This is a genomic window from Kitasatospora sp. NPDC005856, from assembly GCF_040629945.1.
Lineage (GTDB): Bacteria > Actinomycetota > Actinomycetes > Streptomycetales > Streptomycetaceae > Kitasatospora.
Window position 1 is genome coordinate 1 of record NZ_JBEXWT010000081.1, and the last position, 25,327, is coordinate 25,327.

Annotated in this window: 18 protein-coding genes; 5 read left to right on the forward strand and 13 right to left on the reverse strand. The window is 73.8% G+C overall.

All coding sequences use genetic code 11. From position 1 onward, the window contains the following. Window positions 1-134: 134 nt before the first annotated feature. Window positions 135-1,130 (reverse strand): YihY/virulence factor BrkB family protein, encoded by a 996-nt coding sequence (locus tag ABZ449_RS33120; protein ID WP_360353539.1) that lies wholly within the window; start codon window positions 1,128-1,130, stop codon window positions 135-137. Between the two features lie 46 nt (window positions 1,131-1,176). Next, entirely contained in the window at window positions 1,177-2,175 is a 999-nt protein-coding gene (locus ABZ449_RS33125) for a glycosyltransferase family 2 protein (protein WP_360353541.1), read from the reverse strand. Window positions 2,176-2,309: 134 nt separating this feature from the next. Here ABZ449_RS33125 and ABZ449_RS33130 point away from each other — a divergent pair, with 134 nt between their 5' ends. Then, window positions 2,310-5,882, forward strand: coding sequence for a bifunctional glycosyltransferase family 2 protein/CDP-glycerol:glycerophosphate glycerophosphotransferase (locus ABZ449_RS33130; RefSeq protein ID WP_360353543.1), 3,573 nt, complete (start codon window positions 2,310-2,312; stop codon window positions 5,880-5,882). Window positions 5,883-6,222: 340 nt separating this feature from the next. Then, window positions 6,223-8,733 (forward strand): CDP-glycerol glycerophosphotransferase family protein, encoded by a 2,511-nt coding sequence (locus ABZ449_RS33135; RefSeq protein ID WP_360353545.1) that lies wholly within the window; start codon window positions 6,223-6,225, stop codon window positions 8,731-8,733. A 29-nt stretch (window positions 8,734-8,762) separates the two neighbouring features. On the opposite strand, the gene ABZ449_RS33140 is transcribed toward ABZ449_RS33135, so the two are convergent. The 6 genes from ABZ449_RS33140 to ABZ449_RS33165 all read right to left on the reverse strand — a co-directional run bounded on the left by ABZ449_RS33140 (window position 8,763) and on the right by ABZ449_RS33165 (window position 14,344). Then, window positions 8,763-9,317 (reverse strand): 2'-5' RNA ligase family protein, encoded by a 555-nt coding sequence (locus ABZ449_RS33140; protein ID WP_360353547.1) that lies wholly within the window; start codon window positions 9,315-9,317, stop codon window positions 8,763-8,765. Next, window positions 9,314-10,309 (reverse strand): tryptophan--tRNA ligase, encoded by a 996-nt coding sequence (trpS, locus tag ABZ449_RS33145; protein ID WP_360353588.1) that lies wholly within the window; start codon window positions 10,307-10,309, stop codon window positions 9,314-9,316. Before trpS ends, ABZ449_RS33140 begins: the two co-directional genes overlap by 4 nt. Before the next feature lie 75 nt (window positions 10,310-10,384). After that, window positions 10,385-11,710: a hemolysin family protein gene (locus tag ABZ449_RS33150; protein WP_360353549.1), complete on the reverse strand. Its 1,326-nt coding sequence runs from the start codon at window positions 11,708-11,710 to the stop codon at window positions 10,385-10,387. A 108-nt stretch (window positions 11,711-11,818) separates the two neighbouring features. Beyond that, window positions 11,819-12,811, reverse strand: coding sequence for a malate dehydrogenase (locus tag ABZ449_RS33155; RefSeq protein ID WP_360353551.1), 993 nt, complete (start codon window positions 12,809-12,811; stop codon window positions 11,819-11,821). Window positions 12,812-13,044: 233 nt separating this feature from the next. Continuing rightward, window positions 13,045-13,470 carry a DUF3017 domain-containing protein gene (locus ABZ449_RS33160; RefSeq protein ID WP_360353553.1) on the reverse strand — a complete coding sequence of 142 codons (426 nt, stop codon included), beginning with the start codon at window positions 13,468-13,470 and terminating at the stop codon, window positions 13,045-13,047. A 19-nt stretch (window positions 13,471-13,489) separates the two neighbouring features. Beyond that, complete coding sequence (locus ABZ449_RS33165) at window positions 13,490-14,344, reverse strand: bifunctional methylenetetrahydrofolate dehydrogenase/methenyltetrahydrofolate cyclohydrolase (RefSeq protein WP_224282302.1); 855 nt, start codon at window positions 14,342-14,344, stop codon at window positions 13,490-13,492. Window positions 14,345-14,976: 632 nt separating this feature from the next. Between ABZ449_RS33165 and ABZ449_RS33170 the strand changes: the two genes are divergently transcribed. Beyond that, on the forward strand, window positions 14,977-15,588 hold the full coding sequence (locus ABZ449_RS33170) for a hypothetical protein (RefSeq protein ID WP_360353555.1): 612 nt from the start codon (window positions 14,977-14,979) through the stop codon (window positions 15,586-15,588). A 99-nt stretch (window positions 15,589-15,687) separates the two neighbouring features. Here the strand turns inward: ABZ449_RS33170 and purH are convergent, their stop codons facing one another. Both purH and purN read right to left on the reverse strand, forming a co-directional pair. Then, the gene (gene purH / locus ABZ449_RS33175) at window positions 15,688-17,265 is read right to left on the reverse strand and encodes a bifunctional phosphoribosylaminoimidazolecarboxamide formyltransferase/IMP cyclohydrolase (RefSeq protein WP_360353557.1); all 1,578 of its coding nucleotides are present in this window, start codon (window positions 17,263-17,265) and stop codon (window positions 15,688-15,690) included. Further along, a complete protein-coding gene (purN, locus tag ABZ449_RS33180; RefSeq protein ID WP_360353559.1) occupies window positions 17,262-17,921 on the reverse strand; it encodes a phosphoribosylglycinamide formyltransferase in 660 nt (219 codons plus the stop codon). Before purN ends, purH begins: the two co-directional genes overlap by 4 nt. A 402-nt stretch (window positions 17,922-18,323) precedes the next feature. On the opposite strand from purN, the gene ABZ449_RS33185 reads away from it, so the two are divergent. After that, window positions 18,324-19,004: a hypothetical protein gene (locus tag ABZ449_RS33185; RefSeq protein WP_360353561.1), complete on the forward strand. Its 681-nt coding sequence runs from the start codon at window positions 18,324-18,326 to the stop codon at window positions 19,002-19,004. A gap of 72 nt (window positions 19,005-19,076) precedes the next feature. Here the strand turns inward: ABZ449_RS33185 and ABZ449_RS33190 are convergent, their stop codons facing one another. Beyond that, on the reverse strand, window positions 19,077-20,480 hold the full coding sequence (locus ABZ449_RS33190) for a DUF6350 family protein (RefSeq protein WP_360353562.1): 1,404 nt from the start codon (window positions 20,478-20,480) through the stop codon (window positions 19,077-19,079). A 132-nt stretch (window positions 20,481-20,612) separates the two neighbouring features. Between ABZ449_RS33190 and ABZ449_RS33195 the strand changes: the two genes are divergently transcribed. Next, entirely contained in the window at window positions 20,613-23,111 is a 2,499-nt protein-coding gene (locus tag ABZ449_RS33195; protein WP_360353563.1) for a LuxR C-terminal-related transcriptional regulator, read from the forward strand. A 63-nt stretch (window positions 23,112-23,174) separates the two neighbouring features. Here ABZ449_RS33195 and sucD read toward each other — a convergent pair whose 3' ends face one another. Next, the gene (gene sucD / locus ABZ449_RS33200; protein WP_360353565.1) at window positions 23,175-24,065 is read right to left on the reverse strand and encodes a succinate--CoA ligase subunit alpha; all 891 of its coding nucleotides are present in this window, start codon (window positions 24,063-24,065) and stop codon (window positions 23,175-23,177) included. 18 nt (window positions 24,066-24,083) lie between these two features. Next, window positions 24,084-25,256: an ADP-forming succinate--CoA ligase subunit beta gene (gene sucC / locus ABZ449_RS33205; protein WP_360353567.1), complete on the reverse strand. Its 1,173-nt coding sequence runs from the start codon at window positions 25,254-25,256 to the stop codon at window positions 24,084-24,086. Between the last annotated feature and the right edge of the window lie 71 nt (window positions 25,257-25,327).

Here is a 25,327-nt window from a genome sequence, read left to right on the forward strand (position 1 = left end):
GGGCCGGCTCGGCCCGGTCGGCTGGTCGGCCGTGCTGCTCGCCGGGGCCGCGGTCGGGTACGGCGCGGTGGTGCTGCGACGGCGCCGCTCCGGCGGCTGATCCCCGCCGCCGCGGCCGGTCGGAGTGCCCGGTCTCAGTCCTGGGTCCGGGCGCTCCCCTTCCCCGTCGCCTTCTCCTTCCTCCCGGCCCGGACGGCCCGCTGCGCGGTGTCCGCCTCGGCCGCCGCCTCCGCCTTGTCGGCCGCCTCCAGCAGCGTCCGCCCGTGCGCCCTGGTCCGTTCCCGGGCGGCCCGCGGGTCGGCGGTCGCCGTCCAGGCCACGCAGTACATCAGCAGCCGGGAGACGAAGTTGATCCACAGCAGCAGCGCCACCGGCGTGGCGAACGCCCCGTAGAGGCTCCGTCCGGCGACCGAGCCCAGGTAGGAGGCGAGCAGCAGCTTCAGCAGCTCGAAGCCGACCGAGCCGATCAGCGCGCCCTGCACGAGGTCCCGGCGGCGCTGGTCGGTGATCCCGGGGAAGGGTGCCAGCAGGTAGGCGAAGAGCAGCATGTCGCACGCTATGGCGATCAGCACGCCGATGGTGGTCAGCAGGTACCCGCTGCCCAGGCCGATCGCGTCGGCGAGCCGGCCGGCCAGGGTGGTCCCGGCGGCGGAGGCGGCCAGCGAGAACAGCGACACCAGGCCGAGGCCGGCCAGCACCGCCACGTCCCAGGCCTTGCGCAGCACCGGGTTGCCCTCCTCCTGGGGCAGCTGCCACAGGTCCCGGATCGAGGTGCGCATGGTGTCCACCCAGCCGAGGCCGGAGATCAGCAGCAGCGCTCCGCCGACCAGTCCGACGGTGCCCGCGTTGGACACCAGGGCGGGCAGGTTGAGCGCGTCCGAGAGCCCCGGCAGCTGGTCGGCGACGTGCTCCTGCAGCTCGTGCACCCGGCTGTCGCTCAGCGCCGCGGCGGCGATCGCCAGGCCCACCGTGAGCAGTGGGAACAGGGCGAGGAAGCCGAAGAAGGTGACGGCGCCGGCCAGCCGGTTGCCCCGGGCGGCGGAGAAGTACTCGTACACCCGGTACGGGCGGCTGCGCAGCACCCGGGCCACGAGCGGGCCGACGACCGGCAGACGGGTCAGGAAGTCCACCCACCGGTTATACCGGCCCATCCCCCGAACGGGTGTCAGGCCGTGCTCACCGCTTGACGAGTCGGCGGGCCTTGGCGAGGGCGCGGACGGCCTGGTAGGCCCCGTAGCGGCCGTGGCTGAGCAGTTCGGTGCGCACGCCGTCCACGCCGGCCGGCGGCCGGTAGCCGGCCGGCCGCAGCCGGGCGCAGTGCTCGGCGGCCCGGCGGAAGTACTCGCGGCGGTCGCCGGACGGGACCCGGCCGGGCTTGGAGACCACGGTGTTGAGGTGGTGCAGCATCCGGCCGTAGACGACCGGGCGCCAGCGCTCCAGGTCGGGGCGGCGGTCGAGGAAGGCGAAGACCAGGTCGTACTGGGCGAACACGTCGAAGTGCTTGCGGCTGGCGGTGGCCAGGATGTTGCCGCCCTCCTGGCGCTGGCGGTAGTGCACGCCGACCCGGTCGAGCAGGGTGATCCGGGCGGCGGCGAGCAGCGCCGGGTACGTCCAGGGGGTGTCCTCGTAGTAGCCGGCCGGGAAGACCAGCCGCTGCTCGGTGACGAAGTCGCGGCGGTAGGCCTTGTTCCAGACGACCTGGAGCAGGTCGAGCAGGTCGGGGCGGGCGTCGAGGTCGAAGACGTCCGGGGAGGCGGCGCCGAAGACGTGCGCGGAGGCGGCCCGGGTGATCCGGCCGTCGGCGTAGGTGCGGGCGTAGTCGTAAACCAGGATGTCCGGGTCACCCGTGGCGGTGAGGCGCTCGTCGATGCCCTTCAGCAATCCGGGGGTGAGTGTGTCGTCGCTGTCGAGGAAGACCACGTAGTCCCCGGTGGCGACCTCCAGGCCGGCGTTGCGGGCCCGGCCGAGGCCGACGTTCTCCGGCAGGTGCAGCACCCGGACCCGGGCGTCGGCGGCCGCGGCCTCGTCCAGCAGGGCGCCGCAGCGGTCCGGGGAGCGGTCGTCCACGGCGATCAGTTCGAAGTCCGGGCCGTCCTGGGCGAGCACCGAATCGAGGCACTCGGAGAGGTAGTCCTGGACCTGGTACACGGGGACGATCACGCTGAAACGGGACACGGACCCAGCGTAGTGGTCCCCGGGTGGGCGAGGTCCCCGGAGGTAGGATCGGGGGCGCACGTACGCACCGATCCAAGTGCGGCCAGGCCCCGTACGGGCTGCCACGCTCCTCCAGAGAAAGGCCTGCGTAGCCGATGGCTCCCCGCCTCTCCATCGTCGTCCCGATCTACAACGTCGAGCGCTACCTCGTCGAATGCCTCGACTCGATCGCCGCCCAGACCTTCACGGACTTCGAGTGCGTCATGGTCGACGACGGTTCGAAGGACGGCAGCGCGGCGCTCGCCGAGGCGTACGCGGCGAAGGACTCCCGGTTCCGGCTGGTCCGGCAGGTGAACAAGGGCCTCGGCGCGGCCCGCAACACCGGCATCCGGCACATCGACCCGGACTCCGAGTTCCTGTGCTTCGTGGACAGCGACGACTCGATGCCGCCGAGCGCGTACGAGCTGATGATCAACACGCTGGACGAGACCGGCTCGGACTTCTGCACCGGCAACGTGCTGCGCTTCCGCGCCGTAGGCTACTACCAGTCCGGCGGCCACCTGAAGCCGTTCAAGGAGACCAGGCTCAAGACCCACATCACCGAGGTCCCGGCGCTGGTCACCGACCGCACCGCGTGGAACAAGGTGTACCGCCGCTCGTTCTTCGACGCGGCCGACCTGCTCTACCCCGAGGGCATCCTGTACGAGGACGCGCCGGTCAGCGTCCCGCACCACTACCTGGCCAAGAGCGTGGACGTGCTCTCCGAGCCGATCTACCACTGGCGCGAGCGCGAGGTCGGCGAGATGTCGATCACGCAGATGCGCACCAACCCCAAGGGCCTGATCGACCGGGTCTCCTCGGTCGAGCTGGTGCGCGCCTGGCTGATGAGGCAGACCGAGCCGCGCTTCGCCGAGTACCTGCGCTCCTACGACGAGAACACCCTCGTCGAGGAGATCCCGATGTTCTTCTCGTCCCTCGTGGAGGGGGACAAGGAGTACCGGGACGCCTACCTCCAGCACGTCGGCCGGCTGCTCCGGGCGATCGGCGCCGATCAGGTCAGCCGGCTGCGCGCGCCACTGCGGCTGAAGTTCCACCTGACCCTGTCGGGCCGGATGGACGAGCTGGTCGACCAGATCACCTACGAGCGCGAGAGCGGCGGCGGCGTCCAGGCCCGCGGCCTGCTGCGCCCGTACGCCGACTACCCGTTCCTGCGCGGCGGGCGCAAGAGCGTGCCGGCCGGGGTGCTCAAGCTGGACAACTCGCTGGTCATCCGCAGCCGGCTGTACCGCAGCGCCTGGGAGGACGGGAAGCTGCGGCTGACCGGGCACGCCTACCCGGAGCAGCTGGGCGCGGCCGGCAAGCACGACATGGTCCGCACCCTGGTGCTGCGCGAGACCAAGGGCCGCCGGGTCATCGCGGTGCCGATGAAGACGACGTACAGCCCCGAGGCCACCGCGAGCTGCCAGCACGACCTGTACAGCTGCGACTGGTCCGGCTTCAACGTGGCCATCGACCCGAGGAAGCTCAGGCACCGCGGCCAGTGGCGGGACGGCAACTGGCGCGTCCTGGTGGCCGGCGCGGGCAAGGGCGGGGTCTACAAGGGCCGGATGTCGGCCGGGTGGAGCGACAGCGCGCAGTTCCTCCCGTCGCACTGGGTCGAGCCGGACGTGCGGATCGTGCCGTGGGTCCGGGACAACTTCGTCTACCTCCGGGTGGAGACGGTCAGCGCCCGGGTGACCGGCCTGGCCGCGCAGGGCGACCGGCTGGAGGTCTCGGGCGCGGCCCGCTCCGGCCCGAGCTTCGCCGGGGCGCGGCTGCGGCTCACCCACGCCGAGTCGGACCGCCACGTGGCCTTCCCGCTGGAGCTGGGCACTCCGGTCGGCTCGCTCCAGCCGTTCACCGCCGCCGTCCCGGTCGCCGAGCTGACCGCCGTCCGCGAGGCCTGGGCCGAGCTGGACCCGGTGGCCTCCGAGCGCAGCCGCGACCACTGGAACGGCGCCCTGCTGCTGGCCGACGGCAGCACCGTCCCGCTGGCCTGGGACGACCGCAACGCGCCCGAGCGGCTGCACCTGGCGCTGAACCCGCAGGCCCCGGCCGCCGAGCGCCGGGCGCTCTACTCCAAGCCCTCCCCCGACGGGCACCTCCAGTTCGCCGACCAGGTGCTCCAGCCGCTGGTGGACGAGGTGTCCTCGCGCGGCGCCGACGGCTTCCTGCTGAGCGGCTCGTTCCCGCTGCCCGGCGCGCACCGCTGGGAGCTGGTGGTCCGTCACAAGTGGCGCGAGGAGGAGCACGCCTACCCGGTGGAGATCTCGGACGGCCGGTTCCGCACCGCCCTGCCCGCCGTGCCGACGGCGTCCTTCGCCGGCCGGGTGCCGCTCTCCCGGGGCACCTGGCACGTCGTCTTCCGTCCGGTCGGCGTGTCGGTGCCGGAACTGCCGGACGCCGCCGCACTGGTCACCCCGGACTGCTTCGACGTCCTGCCGGTCGTGGTGGAGTCCCGCGGCAAGCGGATACTGCTGGAGCGCCGCAACCACGACGGCCTGTCGCTGGAGTCGGACTCGGTGCTGCTGCCCGAGGAGCGGGCCGGCTACCGCCAGCGCCAGCTGCAGAGCGTGGACTACCCGGCCGCCCGACGGCTGCCGGTGCGCGACACGGTGCTGTACCACACGGGCAAGTACGGCACGTACTCCGGCTCGCCCCGGGCCGTCCACGAGGAGCTGGTCCGCCGCGGCCTGCCGCTGGAGCACCTGTGGGGCAACGACGACATGCAGGCCGAGCTGCCGCAGAGCGCGACGGCGCTCCGCTACCGCAGCCCGGAGTGGTACGAGGCGCTGGCCACCGCGAAGTACGTCGTGGCCAGCACCCACCTGCCCGACTTCTTCGTCCGCCGTCCCGACCAGGTGGTCGTCCAGACCTGGCACGGCACCCCGCTGAAGCAGATCGGCTTCGACTTCGAGAAAGTCTGGTTCACCGACTCCAAGTACCTCAAGAGCCTGGCCCGGGAGGTCCCGAACTGGAGCCTGCTGGTGGCCGGCAACCGCTGGTCGGCCCCGGTGCTGCGGCGCGCCTTCGACTTCAAGGGCGAGATCCTGGAGAGCGGTTCGCCCCGCAACGACCTGCTGTTCGCGTCCGACCGGGAGAAGACCGCCGAGCAGGTCCGCGAGCGGCTCGGCCTGCCCGAGGGCAAGAAGGTCGTGCTGTACGCGCCGACCTGGCGCGAGGACCGGCGCCGGCCGCAGAACGGCTACCAGATCGACCTGCGGATCGACCTGGCGGCGGCCAAGGACGCGCTCGGCGACGACCAGGTGCTGCTGGTGCGCCGGCACCACCTGATGTGCGGCCAGATCCCGGGCGCCGGCAACGGCTACATCTGGGACGTCGGCAGCTACCCCGACATGGCGGAGCTGCTGCTGATCGCCGACGTGCTGGTGACGGACTACTCGGCGAGCGTGTTCGACTTCGCCGCGACCGGCAAGCCGATCGTGTTCTTCACCTACGACCTGGAGCACTACCGGGACAACCTGCGCGGCTTCAGCCTGAACTTCGAGGCCGAGGCGCCCGGCCCGATGCCGGCCACCTCCGAGGAGCTCGTCTCCGTGCTCGGCCGGGTGGACGAGATCGCGGCCGACTACGAGGAGCGGGCGACCGCGTTCCGCGAGGCGTACTGCGACCTGGACGACGGCAAGGCCTCCGCCCGGGTGGTGGACGCGATGCTCCGCAAGGAGTAGCCGCACCGCGCACGATCCCGGAGGCGCCCGGCACCGGTCCCGGTGCCGGGCGCCTCCGCGTGTTCGGGAACCTTTCGGGGGAATTCCTGGGGAATCCCCCGGGAATCCCTTTCGGGGGAACCTTCGAAGGGCCTTTCGAAGGGCCTTTCGAGGAGCCTTTCGGGGGAGCTCCTCGGGGGATCCTTTCAAGGGGAATGCCGGACGACCGGAACACCGGAACCGGTGCCGAACGGGCGTTCCCGGAAATGCATTCCCCGGAGCATTCGAAAAGGCGTGCAATTGACCCCGGCGCCATTTCTGGATGGGATGTTGGTTTCCCGTCCGAAGGGCTTCCACCGCCATGCCTGTGCTCACGCGGCTGGTGCTGCCGCACGCCGCTCCCCGGGTGGCCGCCGGCCGCCCCGCCGACGACGAGGACGTCGTCTTCGGACTGCTGCGCGCCCGCTGGCACGGCCGCGGCCTGGAACTCACCGGCTTCGCCCGCCCGAACGACCAGGACACCGCCCGCCCCGGCTCCGCCTGGACCTGGCTGACCCTGCGCCACCAGAACCGCTCCCAGCCGCCGCTGCACCTGCGCTCCCGCCCCCGCCGGATGCCCGAGGTCACCGACGACAGCGCCCAGCCCGAGCACAACCACGACTGGTCCGGCTTCACCGCGCTGATAGCACCCGACCGGCTGCGCCGCGGGGACCACTGGCTGCTCGGCGACTGGGGGATCGAGGCCACCCTCTTCACCCGCCCCGGCCCCGCCCGGGTGCGCCGCCGCTACGGCACCCTCGCCCCGCACTGGTGCGGCTCCGGCGAGTACCCGCCGGCCCACTGGGTGGACCACGACGTCCGGCTCCAGCCGTACTTCGCCGACGGCCGGCTGCAACTGCGGCTGGAGCGCCCCGCCGTCCGCATCACCCGCACCGCCCCCGCCCCCGACGGCCTGGACCTGGGCGGGGTCGCCGACGCCTGCCCCTCCGGCACCGTGCTGCGGCTGCGCCACCGGGAGAGCGACGCGGTGGTCGAGCAGCCGCTCGCCCGCACCGGGAACACCTTCACCGTCCGGGTGCCGTACCGGCCGTTCACCGCCGACGGGCGGGGCAGCGGCCGGCTGGAGCACTGGGACGCCGAACTGCTGCGCCCCGACGGCGGAACCGAACAGCTCTGCCTCGACGAGCGCGGCGGCCCGGTGGCCGGCCAGCACCCGCTGCCCGGCGCCCCGGACCGGGTGCTCTACCTGAAGCACCTCGCCGACGGCCGGCTCCAGCTCTGCGTCCAGCCCGCGGCCGGCCTGGTCGACCGGATCGCCGTCCGGGACGGCGGCTTCGAACTGTCCGGCCACTGCCCGGACCCGGCCGCCGACCGGCTGCAGCTGGTGCTGCGGCACTCCGGCTCCGCGAGCGAGGTCCGCACCCCGGTCGACACCGGCCCGGGCGGCCGCTTCCGGGTCCGGGTGCCCGCCGGCCGGACCGGCTCGGACGGCGTCGCGCTGCCGCTGCGCAAGGGCGTCTGGGAGGCCGCCCTGGAGCCGGTCGGCCGCCCCGGGGACGGCCGGCCGCTGCTCGCCGCCCCCGCCGCGCTGCCCGGCGTCCCCGCCGCCACCACCGCCGGCGGCAAGCGGATCCTGCTGCAACGCCGGTGGCACGACACCCTGGTGGTGGACTCCACCCCGGTGCTCACCGCCACCGAGCGCAGCGCCTGGACGCAGCGCCGGCTGCGCACCGAGCGCTACCCCGCCGCCCGCCGCGCGCCGCTGCGCGAGGCGGTGCTGTACGACGTGTTCGGCGGCCGCGGCTACGCCGACTCACCGCGCGCGGTGCACGCCGAACTCGTGCGCCGGGGCGCCCGGTTGGAGCACCTGTGGGTGGTCGACGACGCCCAGGCCGAGCTGCCGCCCGGAATCGTCCCGGTGCGGAGCTGGAGCCCGGAGTGGTACCGCGCGCTGGCCACCTGCCGGTACCTGGTCGGCAACACGCACTTCCCGGACTTCCTGGAGCGCCGCCCCGGCCAGGTCGTCGTGCAGACCTGGCACGGCTCCCTGCTGAAGCGGATCGCCCACGACGTCGAGAGCCCCTGGCTGGCCGACCGCGGCTACCTGGCGGCGCTCGACCGGGAGACCCCGCAGTGGAGCCTGCTGCTCTCCCCCAGCCCGTTCGCCACCCCGATCCTGCGGCGCGCCTTCCGCTACGGCGGCGAGCTGCTGGAGTCCGGCTACCCGCGCAACGACGTGCTCGCCCGACCGGACCCGCGGACCGTCGCCGCCGTCCGCCGCCGGCTCGGCGTCCCCGCGGGCCGGCGGATCGTGCTGTACGCGCCGACCTGGCGCGAGGACCAGCAGCGCGGCGACGGCGACGGCTTCCGGCTCGACCTGCGGCTGGACCTCGACCACGCCCGGCACCTGCTCGGAGCGGACCACGTGCTGCTGGTCCGCCCGCACGCGCACGTGCGCGAACCGCTGCCCGGCGCCGGCGACGGCTTCCTGTACGACTGCGGGGACTACCCCGACCCGCAGGAACTGCTGCTGGTCGCGGACGTCCTGGTGACCGACTACTCGTCGATCATGTTCGACTTCGCCATCACCGGCCGCCCGATGTACTTCTTCACCTACGACCTGGAGCACTACCGCGACACCCTGCGCGGCTTCTCCTTCGACTTCGAGGCGGACGCCCCCGGCCCGCTGCTGCCGACCTCGGCCGAACTGCTCGGCGCGCTGCGCGAACTCGCCGACGGCGACGGCGGACCGCCGCCCGGCCACGCCGAGCGCTACCGGCGCTTCCGGGCCGAGCACTGCGCGCTGGACGACGGCGGCGCGGCCCGCCGGGTGGTCGACCGGATGCTCGGACTCGGCGGTGCGGGGGGCTAGGGCCTGTCCGGCGGACGGGCCTCAGGGGTTCAGCCGAACGGGTGGCTCCGCCAGGGCCGCCAGACCTCGTCCGCGTCGAAGCGGGAGAGCCCGAAGCCCTCCACCCGGAAGTCCGCCCGGAAGTCGCGCGCCTGCTCGTAGGCCTGGTCCAGCACGTCGTCCGACAGGCCGTGGGCGACCGTCACGTGCGGGTGGTACGGGAAGGCCAGCTCGCGGGCCAGCGGGCCGGAGCGGATGTCCGCCTCCAGCAGCCGGCACTCCTGGGCGCCCTCCTCGACCCGGACGTACACCACGGGGGAGACCGGGCGGAAGGTCCCGCTGCCGTGCAGCAGCATCCGGAACGGGCGGTGCGCGGCCGCCACCGCCGCCAGGTGCTCCTCGATCTTCGCCAGCTCCTCGGCGGGCACCTCGGTCGGCGGCAACAGGGTGACGTGGGTGGGTATCGACCGGGCCAGTGGATCCCCGTGCCCGGCCCGGGCGTCCTGGATCGCCGTGCCGTACGGGTCCGGGACGCTCACGGACACGCCGATGGTGACGACCTCGGGGAGGTCGCCACCACCGGGCAGGCGCGTGAGGGGAGTCACCGCTTGGCGGCCGGGAGGAAGCCGATCCGGTCGTACACCGTCTCCAGCGTCACCGACGCCACCTCGCGGGCCTTCGCGGCGCCGATCGCCAGCACCCGGTCCAGCTCCGCCGGGTCGTCCAGGAACAACCGGGTGCGCTCCTGGAAGGGGGTGACCCACTCGGTGAACAGCTCGGCCAGCTCGGTCTTCAGGGCGCCGTACATCTTGCCCTCGAAGTGCTCGACCAGCTGCTCGACCGACTGGCCGCTGAGCGCGGAGTGGACGCGCAGCAGGTTGGAGACGCCCGGCTTCTCCTCCTCGTCGTAGGAGACGACGGTGCCGGTGTCGGTGACGGCGCTCTTGAACTTCTTGGCGCTCGCCTTCGGCTCGTCCAGCAGGCTCACCAGACCCTTGGCCGAGGACGCGGACTTGCTCATCTTCACGCCCGGGTCCTGGAGGTCCATGATCTTCGCCGTCTCCTTGAGGATGTACGGCTTCGGGACCGTGAAGGTCGGGCTGTAGCGGGTGTTGAAGCGCTCGGCGATGTCGCGGGTGATCTCCACGTGCTGGCGCTGGTCCTCGCCGACCGGGACGGCGTCCGCCTGGTAGAGCAGGATGTCCGCGATCTGGAGGATCGGGTAGGTGAACAGGCCGACCGTGGTGCTCTCGGAGCCGTACCGGGAGGACTTGTCCTTGAACTGGGTCATCCGCGAGGCCTCGCCGAAGCCGGTGAGGCAGTTCATCACCCAGGCGAGCTGCGCGTGCTCGGGCACGTGCGACTGGACGAAGAGGGTGCAGTGGTCCGGGTCCAGGCCCGCGCCGAGCAGCTGGGCGGCGGAGACCCGGGTGTTCTCGCGCAGCGTCGCCGGGTCCTGGGGCACCGTGATCGCGTGCAGGTCGACGACCATGTAGAAGGCGTCGTTCTCCTTCTGGAGGTCGACCCACTGGCGCACCGCGCCCAGGTAGTTGCCGAGGTGGAACGAGCCGGAAGTGGGCTGGATGCCGGAGAGCACCCGGGGACGGTCCTTGACCGGACCAGTGACCGCTGCGTTGACCATGCGCGCCATTGTTCCAGTTCCACCGCTCGCTCAGGAAACCTCCGCCCCCGGAGGTTCGGCCAGTGTGACCGCACTCACCCCCACCCGGGCGATCCGCCGGCCCTCGACCTTGGCCACCGTCAGCAGCACCTCGCCGCCGCCCTCGACCGGAACGCGCGCCTGGTCGCCGTCCCGGGGCAGCCGGCCGAGCGCGGCGACCAGGCAGCCCGCCACCGTCTCGTACGGACCCTCGGGCAGGGTGACGCCGGTCTCCTCGGCGAAGTCGCCGAGGTTGAGCAGACCGTCCAGTTCCATGCCGCCGCCCGCCAGCCGGCGGGTGGGAGCGCCCACCGGGTGGTCGTACTCGTCCCGGATCTCGCCGATGACCTCCTCGACCAGGTCCTCCAGGGTGACGATCCCGGCGGTGCCGCCGTACTCGTCCACCACGATGGCCAGGTGGTGGCCCTCCCGGCGCATCTCGCCCATCGCCTCCAGCACCAGCTTGGTGCCGGGCAGCAGCTTGACCGGGCGGGCCAGGTCCCGGACCTTGACGGCCTGCTCGCCGCGCGCGCCGTACAGGTCGCGGACGTGGACGAAGCCGACCACCGCGTCGGCGCTGCCCTCGACCACCGGGTAGCGCGAGTGCGGGGAGGTGTCGGCCTGGTGCCGTACGGCGGCCAGCGGGCGCTCGGCGTCCAGGAAGGTCACCTCGGTGCGCGGGACCATCACCTCGCGCAGCTGGCGTTCTCCGGCGGAGAACACATCGGCGATCAACGCCCGTTCGTCGCTTCCGAGTTCGGTGTTGGCGGCGACCAGGCCGCGCAGCTCCTCGGAGCTCATCGAACCGCGGCCCGCCGTCGGGTCGCCGCCGAGCAGCCGGACCATCAGGTCGGTGGAGTGGCCGAGCAGCCAGATCACCGGCCGCAGCACCACCGACATCACGTCCACCACCGGGGCGGCGATGACGGAGATGGACTCGGCGCGCTGCAGGCCGATCCGCTTGGGGGTCAGCTCGCCCAGCACCAGCGAGGCGTAACTGATCACCAGGGTGAGGCCGACCAGGGCCACCGCGTCGGCCACGCCCTCGGACAGCCCGGCCCGGACGAACAGCGGGGCGACCTTGCCGGCCAGGGTGTCCGCGCCGAAGGCGGCCGACAGGAAGCCCATGCAGGTCACCCCGACCTGGACGGCGGCCAGGAAGCGGTTGGGGTCCGCGGCCAGGTGCGCGGCCCGCGCCGCGCGCCGGGTGCCGCGCGCCTCCAGCGTCCGGATCTGGCCCTCGCGCAGCGAGATCAGCGAGATCTCGGCGACGTTGAACAGCCCGCCCAGCAGGATGAAGACGAGGACGAGCGCGGCGTCCCCGAGTGTTTCGTTCACAGCGGGCCAGTGTAGGGCGGCCGCCACCCGCCGGAGCCGGACACGACGGCGGCCCGCCGCTTCCGGGAGGGAAGCGGCGGGCCGCCGGTGAAGCCGTGCGGGGCGGGCTCAGATGAGGCCCAGCTCCTGGACCGCGTCGCGCTCCTCGACCAGCTCCTGGACCGAGGCGTCGATGCGGGCGCGCGAGAAGTCGGAGATCTCCAGGCCCTGGACGATCTCGAACCGGCCGTCCTTGGTGGTGACGGGGAAGGAGGAGATCAGGCCGGCCGGAACGCCGTAGGAGCCGTCGGAGACGACACCCATCGAGGTCCAGTCGCCCTCGGCGGTGCCGTTGACCCAGGTGTGCACGTGGTCGATGGCGGCGTTGGCGGCCGAGGCGGCCGAGGAGGCGCCGCGGGCGTCGATGATGGCGGCGCCGCGCTTGGCGACGGTCGGGATGAAGTCGTTCTCCAGCCAGGCCAGGTCGCTGCCGACGGCCTCGAAGGCCGGCTTGCCGGCGATCTCGGCCTGGAAGACGTCCGGGTACTGGGTCGCGGAGTGGTTGCCCCAGATGGTGACGCGCTTGATGTCGGAGACCACGGCGCCGGTCTTGGCGGACAGCTGGCCGACGGCGCGGTTGTGGTCCAGGCGGGTCATCGCGGTGAAGCGCTCGGCCGGGACGTCCGGGGCGTTGCGCTGGGCGATCAGGGCGTTGGTGTTGGCCGGGTTGCCGACGACCAGGACCTTGATGTCGTCCGCGGCGTGGTCGTTGATGGCCTTGCCCTGCGGGCCGAAGATGCCGCCGTTGGCCTGGAGCAGGTCGCCGCGCTCCATGCCCGCGGTGCGCGGACGGGCGCCGACCAGCAGCGCGACGTTGGCGCCGTCGAAGGCCTCGTTCGGGTTGTCGGTGATCTTGATGTCGCGCAGCAGCGGGAAGGCGCAGTCGACGAGCTCCATGGCGGTGCCCTCGGCGGCCTTGAGGCCCTGCGGGATCTCCAGGAGGCGCAGGTTCACCGGCACGTCGGCGCCGAGCAGGTGGCCCGAGGCGATGCGGAAGAGCAGCGCGTAGCCGATCTGGCCGGCCGCTCCGGTGATGGTGACGTTGACGGGGGTGCGGGTCATTTCTACCTTCTCCAGCAAATCGCCAGGCGCCCCAGGCACACCGGCACTGGAGCCAGGATGATCTCTCTCGACGTCGAGAGACCGGCGTCAGGTTATCGCAAAGGGAAGCGTACGCCGGGTGTCCCGGCGTGGCTGATGCGTCACAGCAGGCAGATGCGTGACGGAAGCAAGGCGGCCCCCGCCCGGGCCCTGGATTTCCATGGTGCCGGGCGGGGGCCTCGCAGGCCCGCGGATCAGTGCCGGGGTCGGCCCATCAGCTGGCCGATGTTGTCGAGCAGGGGGATCTGCAGCCACGGGTTCGGCTGCGCCACCAGGGTCAGCAGCACGATCGAGATGCCCAGGAAGCTCAGCACGATCACGTCGGTGAAGCGGCTGCGCACCGCCAGCATCCCGACCTCGGGCAGCACCAGCCGCAGCACCGCCCCGAGCAGCACCCCGAAGCCGAGGATCAGCAGCCCGTACTTGAACCCGTCCTTGAAGTCGGCGAACCAGGTGACCGCGAGGCCGGCGCCGACGACCAGCAGGACCAGCGTGATCGGCCACTGCCGCACCGGCAGGGCGTGATCGCGCCCCAGGGCCGCGGAGGAGCCCTCGGGTGGCAGGGTGCCGGTGGTCTTGACCGGCCTGCGGCGGGACCGTGCCGGTCGCGGTTCAGTCATGCTCGCCGTCCCTGGGGTGTCAGATGCCGGCGCGGCGCTCGGCCGCCTCGACGATGTTGTTGAGCAGCATCGCGCGGGTCATCGGGCCCACGCCGCCGGGGTTCGGGGAGATCCAGCCGGCCACCTCGGCGACACCGGGGTGCACGTCGCCGACGATCTTGCCCTCGCTGCGGCTGACGCCCACGTCCAGCACCGCCGCGCCCGGCTTGACGTCCTCCGGCTTGACCAGGTGCGGCACGCCGGCGGCGGCCACGATGATGTCGGCCTTGCGCAGGTGGGCGCCGAGGTCCCGGGTGCCGGTGTGGCACAGGGTGACGGTGGCGTTCTCGCTGCGGCGGGTCAGCAGCAGGCCGATCGAGCGGCCGACGGTGATGCCGCGGCCGACCACGACCACCTCGGCGCCGTTGATCTCGACGTCGTGGCGGCGCAGCAGCTCGACGATGCCGAGCGGGGTGCACGGCAGCGGGCCCTCGATGCCCAGGGCGAGGCGGCCGAGCGAGGTCGGGTGCAGGCCGTCGGCGTCCTTGTCCGGGTCCATCAGCTCCAGGACCGGGTTCTGGTCCAGGCCCTTGGGCAGCGGCAGCTGGACGATGTAGCCGGTGCAGGAGGGGTCGGCGTTGAGCTCGCGGACGACGTTCTCGACGTCCTCCTGGGTGGCGGTGGCGGGCAGCTCGCGCTGGATCGAGGCGATGCCGACCTCGGCGCAGTCCTTGTGCTTGCCGTTCACGTACCAGCGGCTGCCCGGGTCGTCGCCGACCAGGACGGTGCCGAGGCCGGGCGTGACGCCCTTCGCCTTGAGGGCCGCCACGCGGGCGGCGAGTTCGGACTTGATCGCGGCGGCGGTGGCCTTGCCATCGAGAATCTGGGCAGTCATGACCCCATTCTCCCGGATCGCCGGAGGTCTCCGTACCGAGGGCCGCCGACCGCCGCGGCCACGGTCCGTAGGCGGCCGCACGGGCGGACGGACGGGTGGCCGCCCCGGGTGGCCGCCCGGACGGAAGGACCTGGACGGGCCCGGACGAGCCTGTCGACGAACAGGTGGACGGACACGTGGACGGACCGGTGAACGAACCGGTGAACGGACGGGCACGAAGATCCGCCACACGTTGCGGTTGCGCCACAGTCTTGACGCGGCACCCGGAACCGGCTGGACAGGGCGCCGCCGTCCGGATGACGATGAGTGCGCATTCCCGCCGCGATACCGGCCCGGTGACGAGCCGACGGACCCCGCGGCGGGGCGTACCCGGGGGAAAGAGCCAGTGAGCCGATCACAGCAGAACGAGCAGTCCGACCGCGAGGGCATCGTCCCGCCCGCGCCGCACCCGTCGGCCGTCTCGCGCCCCTGACGCTCACCGCGCTGCCGAGCCGCGGCGCCCGTCACCGCCGCCGGGCTGTCACCCCGCTCCGCCAGACGTCCCCTTCCCGATCGGTGGCCCGACCCACCGACCGGGACACCGGGCCGCCCGTGTCCCGTCCCCGCGTCCCCGTAACTGCCCGGAGGCATCCATGAGTTACCCGCCCGACCCGAACAACCCGTACGGCCAGCCGCCGGCCGCCCCGGGCTACGGCTACCCGCAGCAGGCCCCGCCGCCGCAGGCCGCGTACGGCTACCCGCAGGCCGCCCCGGCGTACGGGTACCCGCCGGTGGCGGCCCCGCAGCTGTCCATGCCGGGCCTGGTGACGACCGCCCGCGTGCTGCTGTTCATCGTCGGCGGCGTGCAGACGCTCCTCGCGATCCTCTACATGGTCATCGGTGCGGCCGCCAAGGACGTCACCAACTCCAGCCGGTCCATGAGCGGCGACAACCCGTTCACCGCGCTGGGCGACGCCGCCGCCGGTGTCCTGATCGTCGTCGCCGTGCTCTTCGGGCTGTTCGCCGCGCTCTCCATCACGCTCGGCGCGAAGTTCGGCAAGGGCGGCAACGCCGTCCGCGTCACCACCATCGTGTACGGCTCGCTCGGCGCGCTGGTCGGCCTGCTGATCCTGCTGGGCGCCATCTCCGGCGGCACCGCGGTGGGCCTGGTCATGGCTCTGCTCTGGCTGTCGATCAGCATCATCTGGATCACCGCCATGTGCGTCCAGGACGGCGTCAACTGGTTCAACCGGCCGCGTTACTGACCGGCCCCGCACGACCGAGCGGCCCGGCTCCCTCCTCGGAGGGGGCCGGGCCGCTCTGTCATGCCGTCACGCCGTCACGCCGTCGGGCGGATCGGCGGCTCAGTGGAAGAAGTGCCGCGCGCCGGTGAAGTACATCGTCACGCCGGCCTCGGCGGCCGCCGCGACGACCTCCTCGTCACGGATCGAGCCGCCGGGCTGCACGATCGCCTTGACGCCGGCCGCGATCAGGATCGCCGGGCCGTCCGCGAACGGGAAGAAGGCGTCCGAGGCCGCGTAGGCGCCCTTGGCGCGCTCGCCGGCCCGCTCGACCGCGAGCTTGCAGGAGTCCACCCGGTTCACCTGGCCCATGCCGACGCCGACCGAGGCGCCGTCCTTGGCCAGCAGGATCGCGTTGGACTTGACGGCCCGGCAGGCCCGCCAGGCGAAGGCCAGCTCGGCCAGCTCCTCGGCGGACAGCGCCTCGCCGGAGGCGAGGGTCCAGTTCGCCGGGTCGTCGCCCTCGGCGTGCACCCGGTCGGCGTCCTGGAGCAGCACGCCGCCGGAGATCGGGCGCACCTCCTGGCGGTTGGCCGGGGCCTCGGGGGCGAGCAGCACCCGCAGGTTCTTCTTGCGGGTGAGCACCTCCAGGGCGCCCTCCTCGTAGCCGGGGGCCACGACGACCTCGGTGAAGATCGGGGCGATCTGCTCGGCCAGCGCGACGGTGACCGGGCGGTTGACGGCGATCACGCCGCCGTACGCGGAGACCGGGTCGCACTCGTGGGCCTTGCGGTGCGCCTCGGCGACGTCGGCGCCGGTCCCGATGCCGCACGGGTTGGCGTGCTTGATGATCGCGACGGCCGGCTCGGCGTGGTCGTAGGCGGCGCGGCGGGCGGCGTCGGTGTCGACGTAGTTGTTGTACGACATCTCCTTGCCGTGCAGCTGCTGCGCGCCGGCCAGGCCGCCGGTGCCGTCGCTGTACAGCGCGGCGCCCTGGTGCGGGTTCTCGCCGTAGCGCAGCACGTTCTGCCGCTCCCAGGTGGAGCCCAGGAACTCGGGGAAACGCTCGTCGCTGGGCGCGTAGCCGTCCTCGAACCAGGAGGCGACGGCCACGTCGTAGGCGGCGGTGTGGGCGAACGCGGCACCGGCCAGGCGCTTGCGGGTGGCCAGGTCGAAGCCGCCCTCCCGGACGGCCTCCAGCACGTCGCCGTAGCGGGCCGGGTCGACCACCACGGCCACCGAGGGGTGGTTCTTGGCGGCGGCGCGGACCATGCTCGGGCCGCCGATGTCGATCTGCTCGACGCACTCGTCCGGGGTGGCGCCGGAGGCGACGGTGGCCTTGAACGGGTAGAGGTTCACCACGACCAGGTCGAAGGGCTCGACGCCCAGCTCGGCCAGCTGCGCGCGGTGCGACTCCAGCCGCAGGTCGGCCAGCACGCCGGCGTGCACGCGGGGGTGCAGCGTCTTCACGCGCCCGTCCAGGCACTCCGGGAAGCCGGTCAGCTCGGACACCTCGGTCACCGGGACGCCGGCGGCGGCGATCCGGCCGGCGGTGGAGCCGGTGGAGACGATGGCGACCCCGGCGGCGTGCAGGCCCTGGGCCAGCTCCTCCAGACCGGTCTTGTCGTACACGCTGATCAGCGCGCGACGGATCGGACGGATGTTCTCCGAAACGGGGGGCGTGGTGGAGCTGGCACTCATGCCGGAATCCATACCTTTCGGTCCTCGATGCGGTGACCTTCGCGGGCCAGCCGGCCCACGACGTCGACGAGCAGCTTGCGCTCGACAGTCTTGATGCGCTCGTGCAGCGCTTCGCCGCCATCGGCGTGGTCGGCGTCGACGACCTCGACGACGCCCTGCGCGATGATCGGCCCGGTGTCCACGCCGGAGTCGACCAGGTGGACGGTGCAGCCGGTGACCTTCACCCCGTACGCGAGCGCGTCGGTGACGCCGTGGGCGCCGGGGAAGGAGGGCAGCAGTGCGGGGTGGGTGTTGACGATCCGCCCGGCGAAGGCGGTGATGAACTCGGGGCCGAGGATCTTCATGAAACCGGCCGTGACCACCAGGTCCGGCTGGTACTCGGCGACGGAGGCGGTCAGCGCGCGGTCCCAGGCGGCCCGGTCCGGGTGGTCCTTCACCCGGTGGACGAAGGTCGGCAGGCCCGCCTGCTCGGCGCGGTCGAGGCCGGCGATCCCGTCCCGGTCCGCGCCTACGGCGAGGATCTCCGCGCCGTAGGCCGGGTCGGCGGCGGCGTCGATCAGCGCCTGCAGGTTGGTGCCGGAGCCGGAGACCAGCACCACCAGGCGGGCCGGTCCGGGCGTACGGGGCGGGAAGTGCTGGGCGGGGGCGGCGGCCACTGCGCGTCTCTCCGTAGGTCGGGCGCCGTCCGCTGGTACGTCCACCGGTGGTGGGGCCACTACGAACGGCAGGTCGAGCGAGGGGGAACTCCAGGGAAATCCGCCGCGACGCGGGCCCGGGGAACCTCTGTGGGCTGCTGACCGTCACCACGATAACGGCTGGTCGGAGGGCCTCCGCACCCTCCCGGCGGCGCTACGCGCGTAGTTGAGACGGGGATCTCCTCCGGCCCACCACGCCGGAGTTGCCCCGGGCCGCACCGGCCCCCCGGCGCCCCCGCCCGGCCCCGCGGCACCGGGCCGCCGGTGGCCCGGCGGACGGCTGCGGGATCATTGGGGCGCGGGAGACCGCTCCGACGCGAGAACCTCCGAACGAGGCCCGACCGAGAAGGAATGGCTGAACCCATGAGCAGCGGCGACGACACCGGCGAGCGCAACCCCTTCGCGCCGCCGCCGGCGGATGCCCCGGACCAGCCGTGGCAGCCGCGCAGCCCCTGGGCCGGCGGGGGCCACGGCCCCAACGGCCAAGGGGGTCCCACCGGGCAGGGCGGCCCCGTCGGGCAGGGCGGCCCCGAGGGCCAGGGCGGCGAGCGCCCGCAGCTGCCGCCGCCGTGGGGCCCCGGCGACGGCCGCCCCGGCCAGCGGCCGCCGGCCCCGCAGCCGCCCCGGCTCGACCTCGCCGACCCGGCCCACCGCAAGGCCCGCAACGCGGCACTGGCCGGGCCGTTCGCACTGGTCTGCCTGTTCGCGGGGTTCCACTGGATCGCCCTGCTGATCGGGGTGCTCGGCATCGTCTGGGGCGTCGGCGCGCTGCGGGCCCGGCGGCCCGCCCCGGCGGCCACCGTCGCCGGACCGGCCGGACCGCTCCCCGCGGCCCCCGCCTCGAACCCGCTCACCCCGGCCGCGCTGGCCGGCGTCCTGACCGGCGCGATGACCGTCGTGGTCGCGACCTCGGTGATCGGCCTCGGGTACCACTACCGCGACTACGTCACCTGCGTCCAGGACTCGCTGACCAGCGTCGGCGCCCAGAACTGCGACCGGTACGCGCCGCAGTGGTACGTGGACTTCACCGGGAACACCGAGTAGTCCGACCTCCGGGGCCGGCCGGTCGCCCGGGGCCGCCCGGTCGCCGGATCCGCCCGCTCGCCCCGGCCCCGCTCAGTCGTCGAGGTCCAGATCGTCGGCGGCGGGCCTGACGCCCGGCTCCGAAAGCCGCAGCACGAGGGCGTACGTACCGGCGCGCAGTCCCAGCGCACTCCGGCGGGCCCGGCGCGCGAGCCGGGCGTACACGCCCACGCCGTCCGCCGGGCCCAGCGTGCGGTACCGGACCAGCAACGCACCCGGGACGGCGACCAGCGCGATCCAGCCCGCCGCCACCGGTCCCGTCCACGGCAGCGGCCCCACCCACGCCAACCGCTCCGCCGCCAGCGCCCCGCCGGAGAGCCAGCCCAGCACCGCCGCCCCGGCCCCGGCCCACAGCGCCGCCGCCAGCGCGGCCACCGCCGTCGCGGCCGGCGGCCAGGGCCCGGGACGCTCCCCGGCCAGGGCCCCGACCCCGGAGACCGCGAGCCGCCGACCCGCCGCCGCCCGGCCCAGCAGCACCGCCGGCGCCACCCCCACCAGCAGCGGCAGGACCGACACCGCGAGCCGCCAGCCGCCCGGCCCGTCCGCCGGCAGCAGGGCGAACAGCGGGAACTCGGGCACCGGCCCCAGCACCGCACCGGCCGGAGACACCACCGTCCCGGCGCCCACCGCGAAGCCCGGGCCCAGCGCGTACGCCGCACCCCACAGCACCGCGTTCGGCAGCAGCGCCAGCGCGAGCAGCACCAGCCCCAGCACCGCGGCGGGCCCGCTCCCCAGCAGCGCCGTCCCGCGCCCGCCACCGGCCACCGCGTCCAGCACCGCCGAGCACACCACCAGCAGGCCGCCCGCCGCGACCAGCCCGGCCCCTGCCGCCAGCGCCGCGGCCCGCACCACCGGCGCACCGTCGACCGGGCGGTACGGCGGCGGGAGGCGGTCCAGCGGGGAGTCGACCGGCAGGTCGAGGACGGCCACCGAACGGGCCCCGGCGGTCGTCGCCAGGCCCGCCACCAGCGCCACCACCAGCACGTCCAGCAGCACCCGGCTGCGGAACAGCCCGCCACCCGCACAGTGCAGCGCCACCGCGACGGCCACCGCGCAGTACCCCGCCCACACCGCCACCGGTCCGCCCCAGCGCGAACGCAGCCCGCGCCGCGCGGCCACCCCGGCGGCCGCCCGGTAGAGCCGGACCACGGCCAGGACACCGAGCAGCAGCGGAGTGACCGTCAGCGGGGCGTCCGCCGGGCCGCGCAGCAGCGGCGCACCGTGCCCCAGCAGCCAGAGCACCCCCGCCAACCGGGTGACAGCGGCCGCTCCGTCGTCCGCGTACGGCGACACCACCCAGAGCCCGAGCACCGGCGCCCCGACCACCGCCAGGCCGACCAGCGCCGTCCGCACTCCCGCCAACAGGTCGGCCAGCGCGGGGCGTCCGCCCAATTCACCGGGCGACTCCAGGATCGGACGGCCCATCAGCTGCGTCATGGGCCACATGGTGCCAAGGCGACTCGCCATGCTCCGTGAAGCGCCAAACCGCCGCCGTGTCCCAGATTATTGGCTTATGCGCATTTTCAGACCCTGCCCCCAAGCCGCCGGCGCCCCGGCACGGAGCGTCTGATGACCACGCCACCCACCGCCGACTCCCCCACCCCGGAGCGCCACCGCAAGCCCGCCCGCGTCGATACCGACCCGGGCCACCTGCTGCGGACACTGACCCCCCGTGAGGCCCAGACCCTGGCCCACCTCGCGGCCGGTCACGACCTCCCCCGCACCGCCGCCACTCTCGGGATCACCCCCACCACCGCCCGCAGCTACCTCCAGCGCGCCCTGCGAAAGCTCGGCACCCGCACCCAGGCGGAGGCCCTCGCCCTGCTGGCCGGCACCCAACCGCGCCCCCGGGACCCCGACCCGACCGAGCTCCCGGCCGACTTCGTCGGCCTCGCCCCGACCGCCCCGGGCCCGTCCCGGGGCGCCTGCCCCCCACCGGCCGGCCCGCTCCGCGCGGCCCCGGCCTCCGCCGCCCTCCACCCCGCGGCGGGAGCCGCCCGCCCGCGGACCGACCTGGCCCTGACCACCGCTGCCGTCGGCCTCAACCCCGCGGCCGGAGCCACCCACCCACGGACCGACCTGCCCACGAACGGGGGCACCCCGAGCTCCGCCACCCTCCGCGCCCCAGCCGGAGCCACCCACCCGCAAGCCAACCTGCCCACGAACGGGGACGCGGCCGGGAAGCGGCGCCGCAGCCGCGCCGGCGATCCCACCCCGGGGGCCGCCGGCGGCACCCGGCGAGCGGCCCCGGGAGGCGGCACGGATCGCGGGACTCCGGCCGACCAGCCGCGGCCTGCCGCCGGCCGCCCGCCGGCCACCGCGAAGAGCGCCGCCGCCCGGCGCACGCAGGAGGCCCGCACGCCCGGGGACCGGCCAGGAGGCGCCGCCGTCGAACGGGCGCCCTCGGCCGCACCGGCCGCACCGGCGGCGACCGGCGAGCAGCGCCAGCCGTCCGCCCCGAGCCACCCGCCGACGGCCCCCGCAGACCCGGGCCGGCGCGGCGGCGTTCCCCGCACTCCCGGCGCCGGGCAGGCTCGGGTGGCGAGCGCCCCGGCCGAGACGGCGAGTGGGGAAAGCGGGCCGACCAGCGCTCCGGCCACGACCGCGAGCCGAGAGAACGGGCCCACCGGCGCCCCGACCACGACCGCGACTGCGACCGCGGGCCGGGGAAGTAGGCCGGAGAGCACCGCCGACACGGCGCCCGACCAGGCCCCACACCCGACCGGCCCGGCCGACGAGGGCGGCCCCGGCGGCACTCCCCCTCGGATCCCGGCCGATGAGGACCCGAACGCCGGACGGCCACAGGGCACCGAGTCCGCGGAGCACGTCCCCGTCGGCACCGACCAGGAACGGCAGGCCCCACCGGAGCACGGGGAACACGGCACAGCGCCCGACCAGGCCCCACGCCCGACCGCACCCGAGGCGGACGCCGGACAGCCCCGGCCGGAGGTGTGGGAGGAGCGCGCCGCCGCCAGTCCCGGCCGGACGGCGCTGGCCGCCGCCGCTCCCTCGGGCGCGGACGACGACCTCGACGTGGAGCCCCCGGCGGTGAGCTTCGAGGAGCTCTACGAGACCGCCCACACCCGGCTGGTGCAGCAGGTGTTCCTGCTGACCTCCTGCCGGCACCGGGCGGTGCACTGTGTGCGGCGGGCGTTCGCGGAGGCCCGGCGGCGCTGGGGCGCGGTGACCGCTTCGGGGAGCCCGGAGGGCTGGGTACGGGTGCGCGCCTGCGAGCTGGCGCTGTCCCCGTGGCACCGGGGCGGCCCCCGGCGGGCGCACGCGTGGGGGCTGCCGCACCGGCGGATCAAGGTGCGGCCGGCCGACGAGTCGCAGGCGGTGCTGCCGGACCACGACCGGCTGACCGACCGGGACCGGGCGTTGCTGAAGGCGCTCAAGCGGCTGTCCCGCCCCCAGCGCCGGGCACTCGTGCTGCACGACGGGCTGGGTCTTCCGGCCGCGGCGGTCGCGGTGGAGGTGGAGTCCACGCAGGCGGCGGCCGAGGGGCGGGTGTGGGCCGCCCGGACGGCGCTGGCGGAGTGGGTGCCGGAGCTGGTGGGGCCGGACCCGGCGGCGCCGGGCTTCGCGGACGGGCTGTGCGGGCTGCTGCACCGGGCGGCGGTACGCGGTTGCCCGGAGCCGCACCGGACGCCGGTGCCGGTGCTGCGGGCCCGCCACCGGCTCCGGACGGCGAGCCGGACGGGCGCGGCGGCGCTGCTGACGGTCGCGGTGGGCGGGGCGACGCTGGCGACGCTGGCGGGGGTGCGCCCGGCGGAGCTGTTCCGGTCGACCACCCCGCCGGCGCCCGCGCTGTGCCTGCCCGTCACCTGGGCGGAGTCGGCGGAGCCGGGTGTGCCGCTGCTGCCCGGCGGGGCGCCGAACGGCATCGCGAGCATCTGGTGCAGTCCGGCGCCGGGTCTGGAGGCCGTCGTGGTGGATCCGCAGCCGCAGGCGTTCGCGCGCTGGGAGCTGCCGCCGGCGGCCCGGGGCGCCGCTCCCCCGCCGCAGGGCCCGGTGGCCTGTCGGCAGTGGTCGCCGCTGCCCTGCACGACGGGGCCGCGTCCGCACTGAGCGGGCGAACGACGAGCGCCCCCGCCCGGGTGGGCGGGGGCGCTCGTCACGCGCGGGGCGGGATCAGGCCTGGGCGGCGATGATCTCGCGGGCCAGGCGGGCGGTCTCGGACGGCGTCTTGCCGACCTTGACACCGGCGGCCTCGAGGGCCTCCTTCTTGGCCTGGGCGGTGCCCGAGGAGCCGGAGACGATGGCGCCGGCGTGGCCCATGGTCTTGCCCTCGGGGGCGGTGAAGCCCGCGACGTAGCCGACGACCGGCTTGGTCACGTGCGCCTTGATGAAGTCCGCGGCGCGCTCCTCGGCGTCGCCACCGATCTCACCGATCATGACGATGATCTCGGTCTCCGGGTCCTCCTGGAAGGCCTTGAGAGCGTCGATGTGGGTGGTGCCGATGACCGGGTCACCACCGATGCCGACGGCCGAGGTGAAGCCGATGTCCCGCAGCTCGTACATGAGCTGGTAGGTCAGGGTGCCGGACTTGGAGACCAGACCGATCTTGCCGGAGCTGGTGATGTCGGCCGGGATGATGCCGGCGTTCGACTGTCCGGGGCTGATCAGGCCGGGGCAGTTCGGGCCGATGATGCGGGTCTTGTTGCCCTTGGCACCGGCGTGCGCCCAGAAGGCGGCGGTGTCGTGCACCGGGACGCCCTCGGTGATGACGACGGCCAGGCCGATCTCGGCGTCGATGGCCTCGACGACGGCGGCCTTGGTGAACGCCGGCGGCACGAAGAGGACGGACACGTCGGCGCCCGTCTTCTCCATGGCCTCGGCGACGGAGCCGAAGACCGGGATCTCGGTGCCGTCGACGTCGACCGTGGTGCCGGCCTTGCGCGGGTTGACACCGCCGACGATCTGGGTGCCGGAGGCGAGCATGCGGCGGGTGTGCTTCATGCCCTCGGCGCCGGTCATGCCCTGGACGATGACCTTGCTGTCCTTGGTAAGGAAGATAGCCATGGTGTTAAGTCCCCTTCCTTACTTGTTGGCCAGCTCGGCGGCGCGGTCGGCCGCACCGTCCATGGTGTCCACGCGCTGGACCAGCGGGTGGTTGGCGTCGTCGAGGATCTTGCGACCCAGCTCCGCGTTGTTGCCGTCCAGGCGGACGACCAGCGGCTTGGTGACGTTCTCGCCCTTGCTCTCCAGGAGGGCGAGGGCCTGCACGATGCCGTTGGCGACCGCGTCGCACGCGGTGATGCCGCCGAAGACGTTGACGAAGACCGACTTGACGTCGGGGTCGCCCAGGATGATCTCCAGGCCGTTCGCCATGACCTCGGCGGAGGCGCCGCCACCGATGTCGAGGAAGTTGGCGGGCTTGACGCCACCGTGGCTCTCACCGGCGTAGGCGACCACGTCGAGGGTGCTCATGACGAGGCCCGCGCCGTTGCCGATGATGCCGACCTGGCCGTCGAGCTTGACGTAGTTCAGGCCCTTGGCCTTGGCGGCGGCCTCCAGCGGGTTGGCCGCGGCCTTGTCCTCCAGGGCCTCGTGCTCGGGCTGGCGGAACTCGGCGTTCTCGTCCAGGGAGACCTTGCCGTCGAGCGCGATGATCTTGCCCTCACCGGACTTGATCAGCGGGTTGACCTCGACGAGGAGGGCGTCCTCCTTGATGAAGACGGTCCACAGCTTCTGCAGGACCTCGGCGACCTGGTCGGCGACCTCGGCCGGGAACTTCGCCGCGGCGACGATCTCGGCGGCCTTCTCCGGGGTGCAGCCCTCGTTGGCGTCGACCGGGATCTTCGCGAGCGCCTCGGGGTTCTGCTCGGCGACGACCTCGATCTCCACGCCGCCCTCGACGCTGGCCATGGCCAGGAAGGTGCGGTTGGTGCGGTCCAGCAGGAACGAGACGTAGTACTCGTCCTTGATGTCCGCGGTCTGGGCCAGCATCACCTTGTGAACGGTGTGGCCCTTGATGTCCATGCCGAGGATCTGCTCGGCCTTGGCGACGGCGTCCGCCGGGTCGGCGGCGAGCTTGACGCCGCCGGCCTTGCCTCGGCCACCCACCTTCACCTGAGCCTTGACGACGGCGCGGCCGCCGAAGCGCTCCGCGATGGCGGCAGCGTCTGCGGCGGTCTCGATGACATCGCCGTCAAGCACGGGCACGCCGTGCTTGGCGAAGAGGTCCCTCGCCTGGTACTCGAACAGGTCCACGTGTTTGTCCTTGTTCGTGGTCGCGGATTGTGTCTCTACGAGCGTGCCACGGCAGGATCTTCGCTGCGGGT

Excerpts from the sequence above, each read along its gene's own strand:
- ABZ449_RS33135 (WP_360353545.1), top strand. The coding sequence starts at position 6,223 with ATGCCTGTGCTCACGCGGCTGGTGCTGCCGCACGCCGCTCCCCGGGTG.
- ABZ449_RS33165 (WP_224282302.1), bottom strand. The coding sequence starts at position 14,344 with ATGACTGCCCAGATTCTCGATGGCAAGGCCACCGCCGCCGCGATCAAG.
- ABZ449_RS33160 (WP_360353553.1), bottom strand. The coding sequence starts at position 13,470 with ATGACTGAACCGCGACCGGCACGGTCCCGCCGCAGGCCGGTCAAGACC.
- purH (WP_360353557.1), bottom strand. The coding sequence starts at position 17,265 with ATGAGTGCCAGCTCCACCACGCCCCCCGTTTCGGAGAACATCCGTCCG.
- ABZ449_RS33155 (WP_360353551.1), bottom strand. The coding sequence starts at position 12,811 with ATGACCCGCACCCCCGTCAACGTCACCATCACCGGAGCGGCCGGCCAG.
- ABZ449_RS33170 (WP_360353555.1), top strand. The coding sequence starts at position 14,977 with ATGAGTTACCCGCCCGACCCGAACAACCCGTACGGCCAGCCGCCGGCC.
- ABZ449_RS33195 (WP_360353563.1), top strand. The coding sequence starts at position 20,613 with ATGACCACGCCACCCACCGCCGACTCCCCCACCCCGGAGCGCCACCGC.
- ABZ449_RS33185 (WP_360353561.1), top strand. The coding sequence starts at position 18,324 with ATGAGCAGCGGCGACGACACCGGCGAGCGCAACCCCTTCGCGCCGCCG.
- ABZ449_RS33130 (WP_360353543.1), top strand. The coding sequence starts at position 2,310 with ATGGCTCCCCGCCTCTCCATCGTCGTCCCGATCTACAACGTCGAGCGC.
- ABZ449_RS33190 (WP_360353562.1), bottom strand. The coding sequence starts at position 20,480 with ATGACGCAGCTGATGGGCCGTCCGATCCTGGAGTCGCCCGGTGAATTG.
- sucD (WP_360353565.1), bottom strand. The coding sequence starts at position 24,065 with ATGGCTATCTTCCTTACCAAGGACAGCAAGGTCATCGTCCAGGGCATG.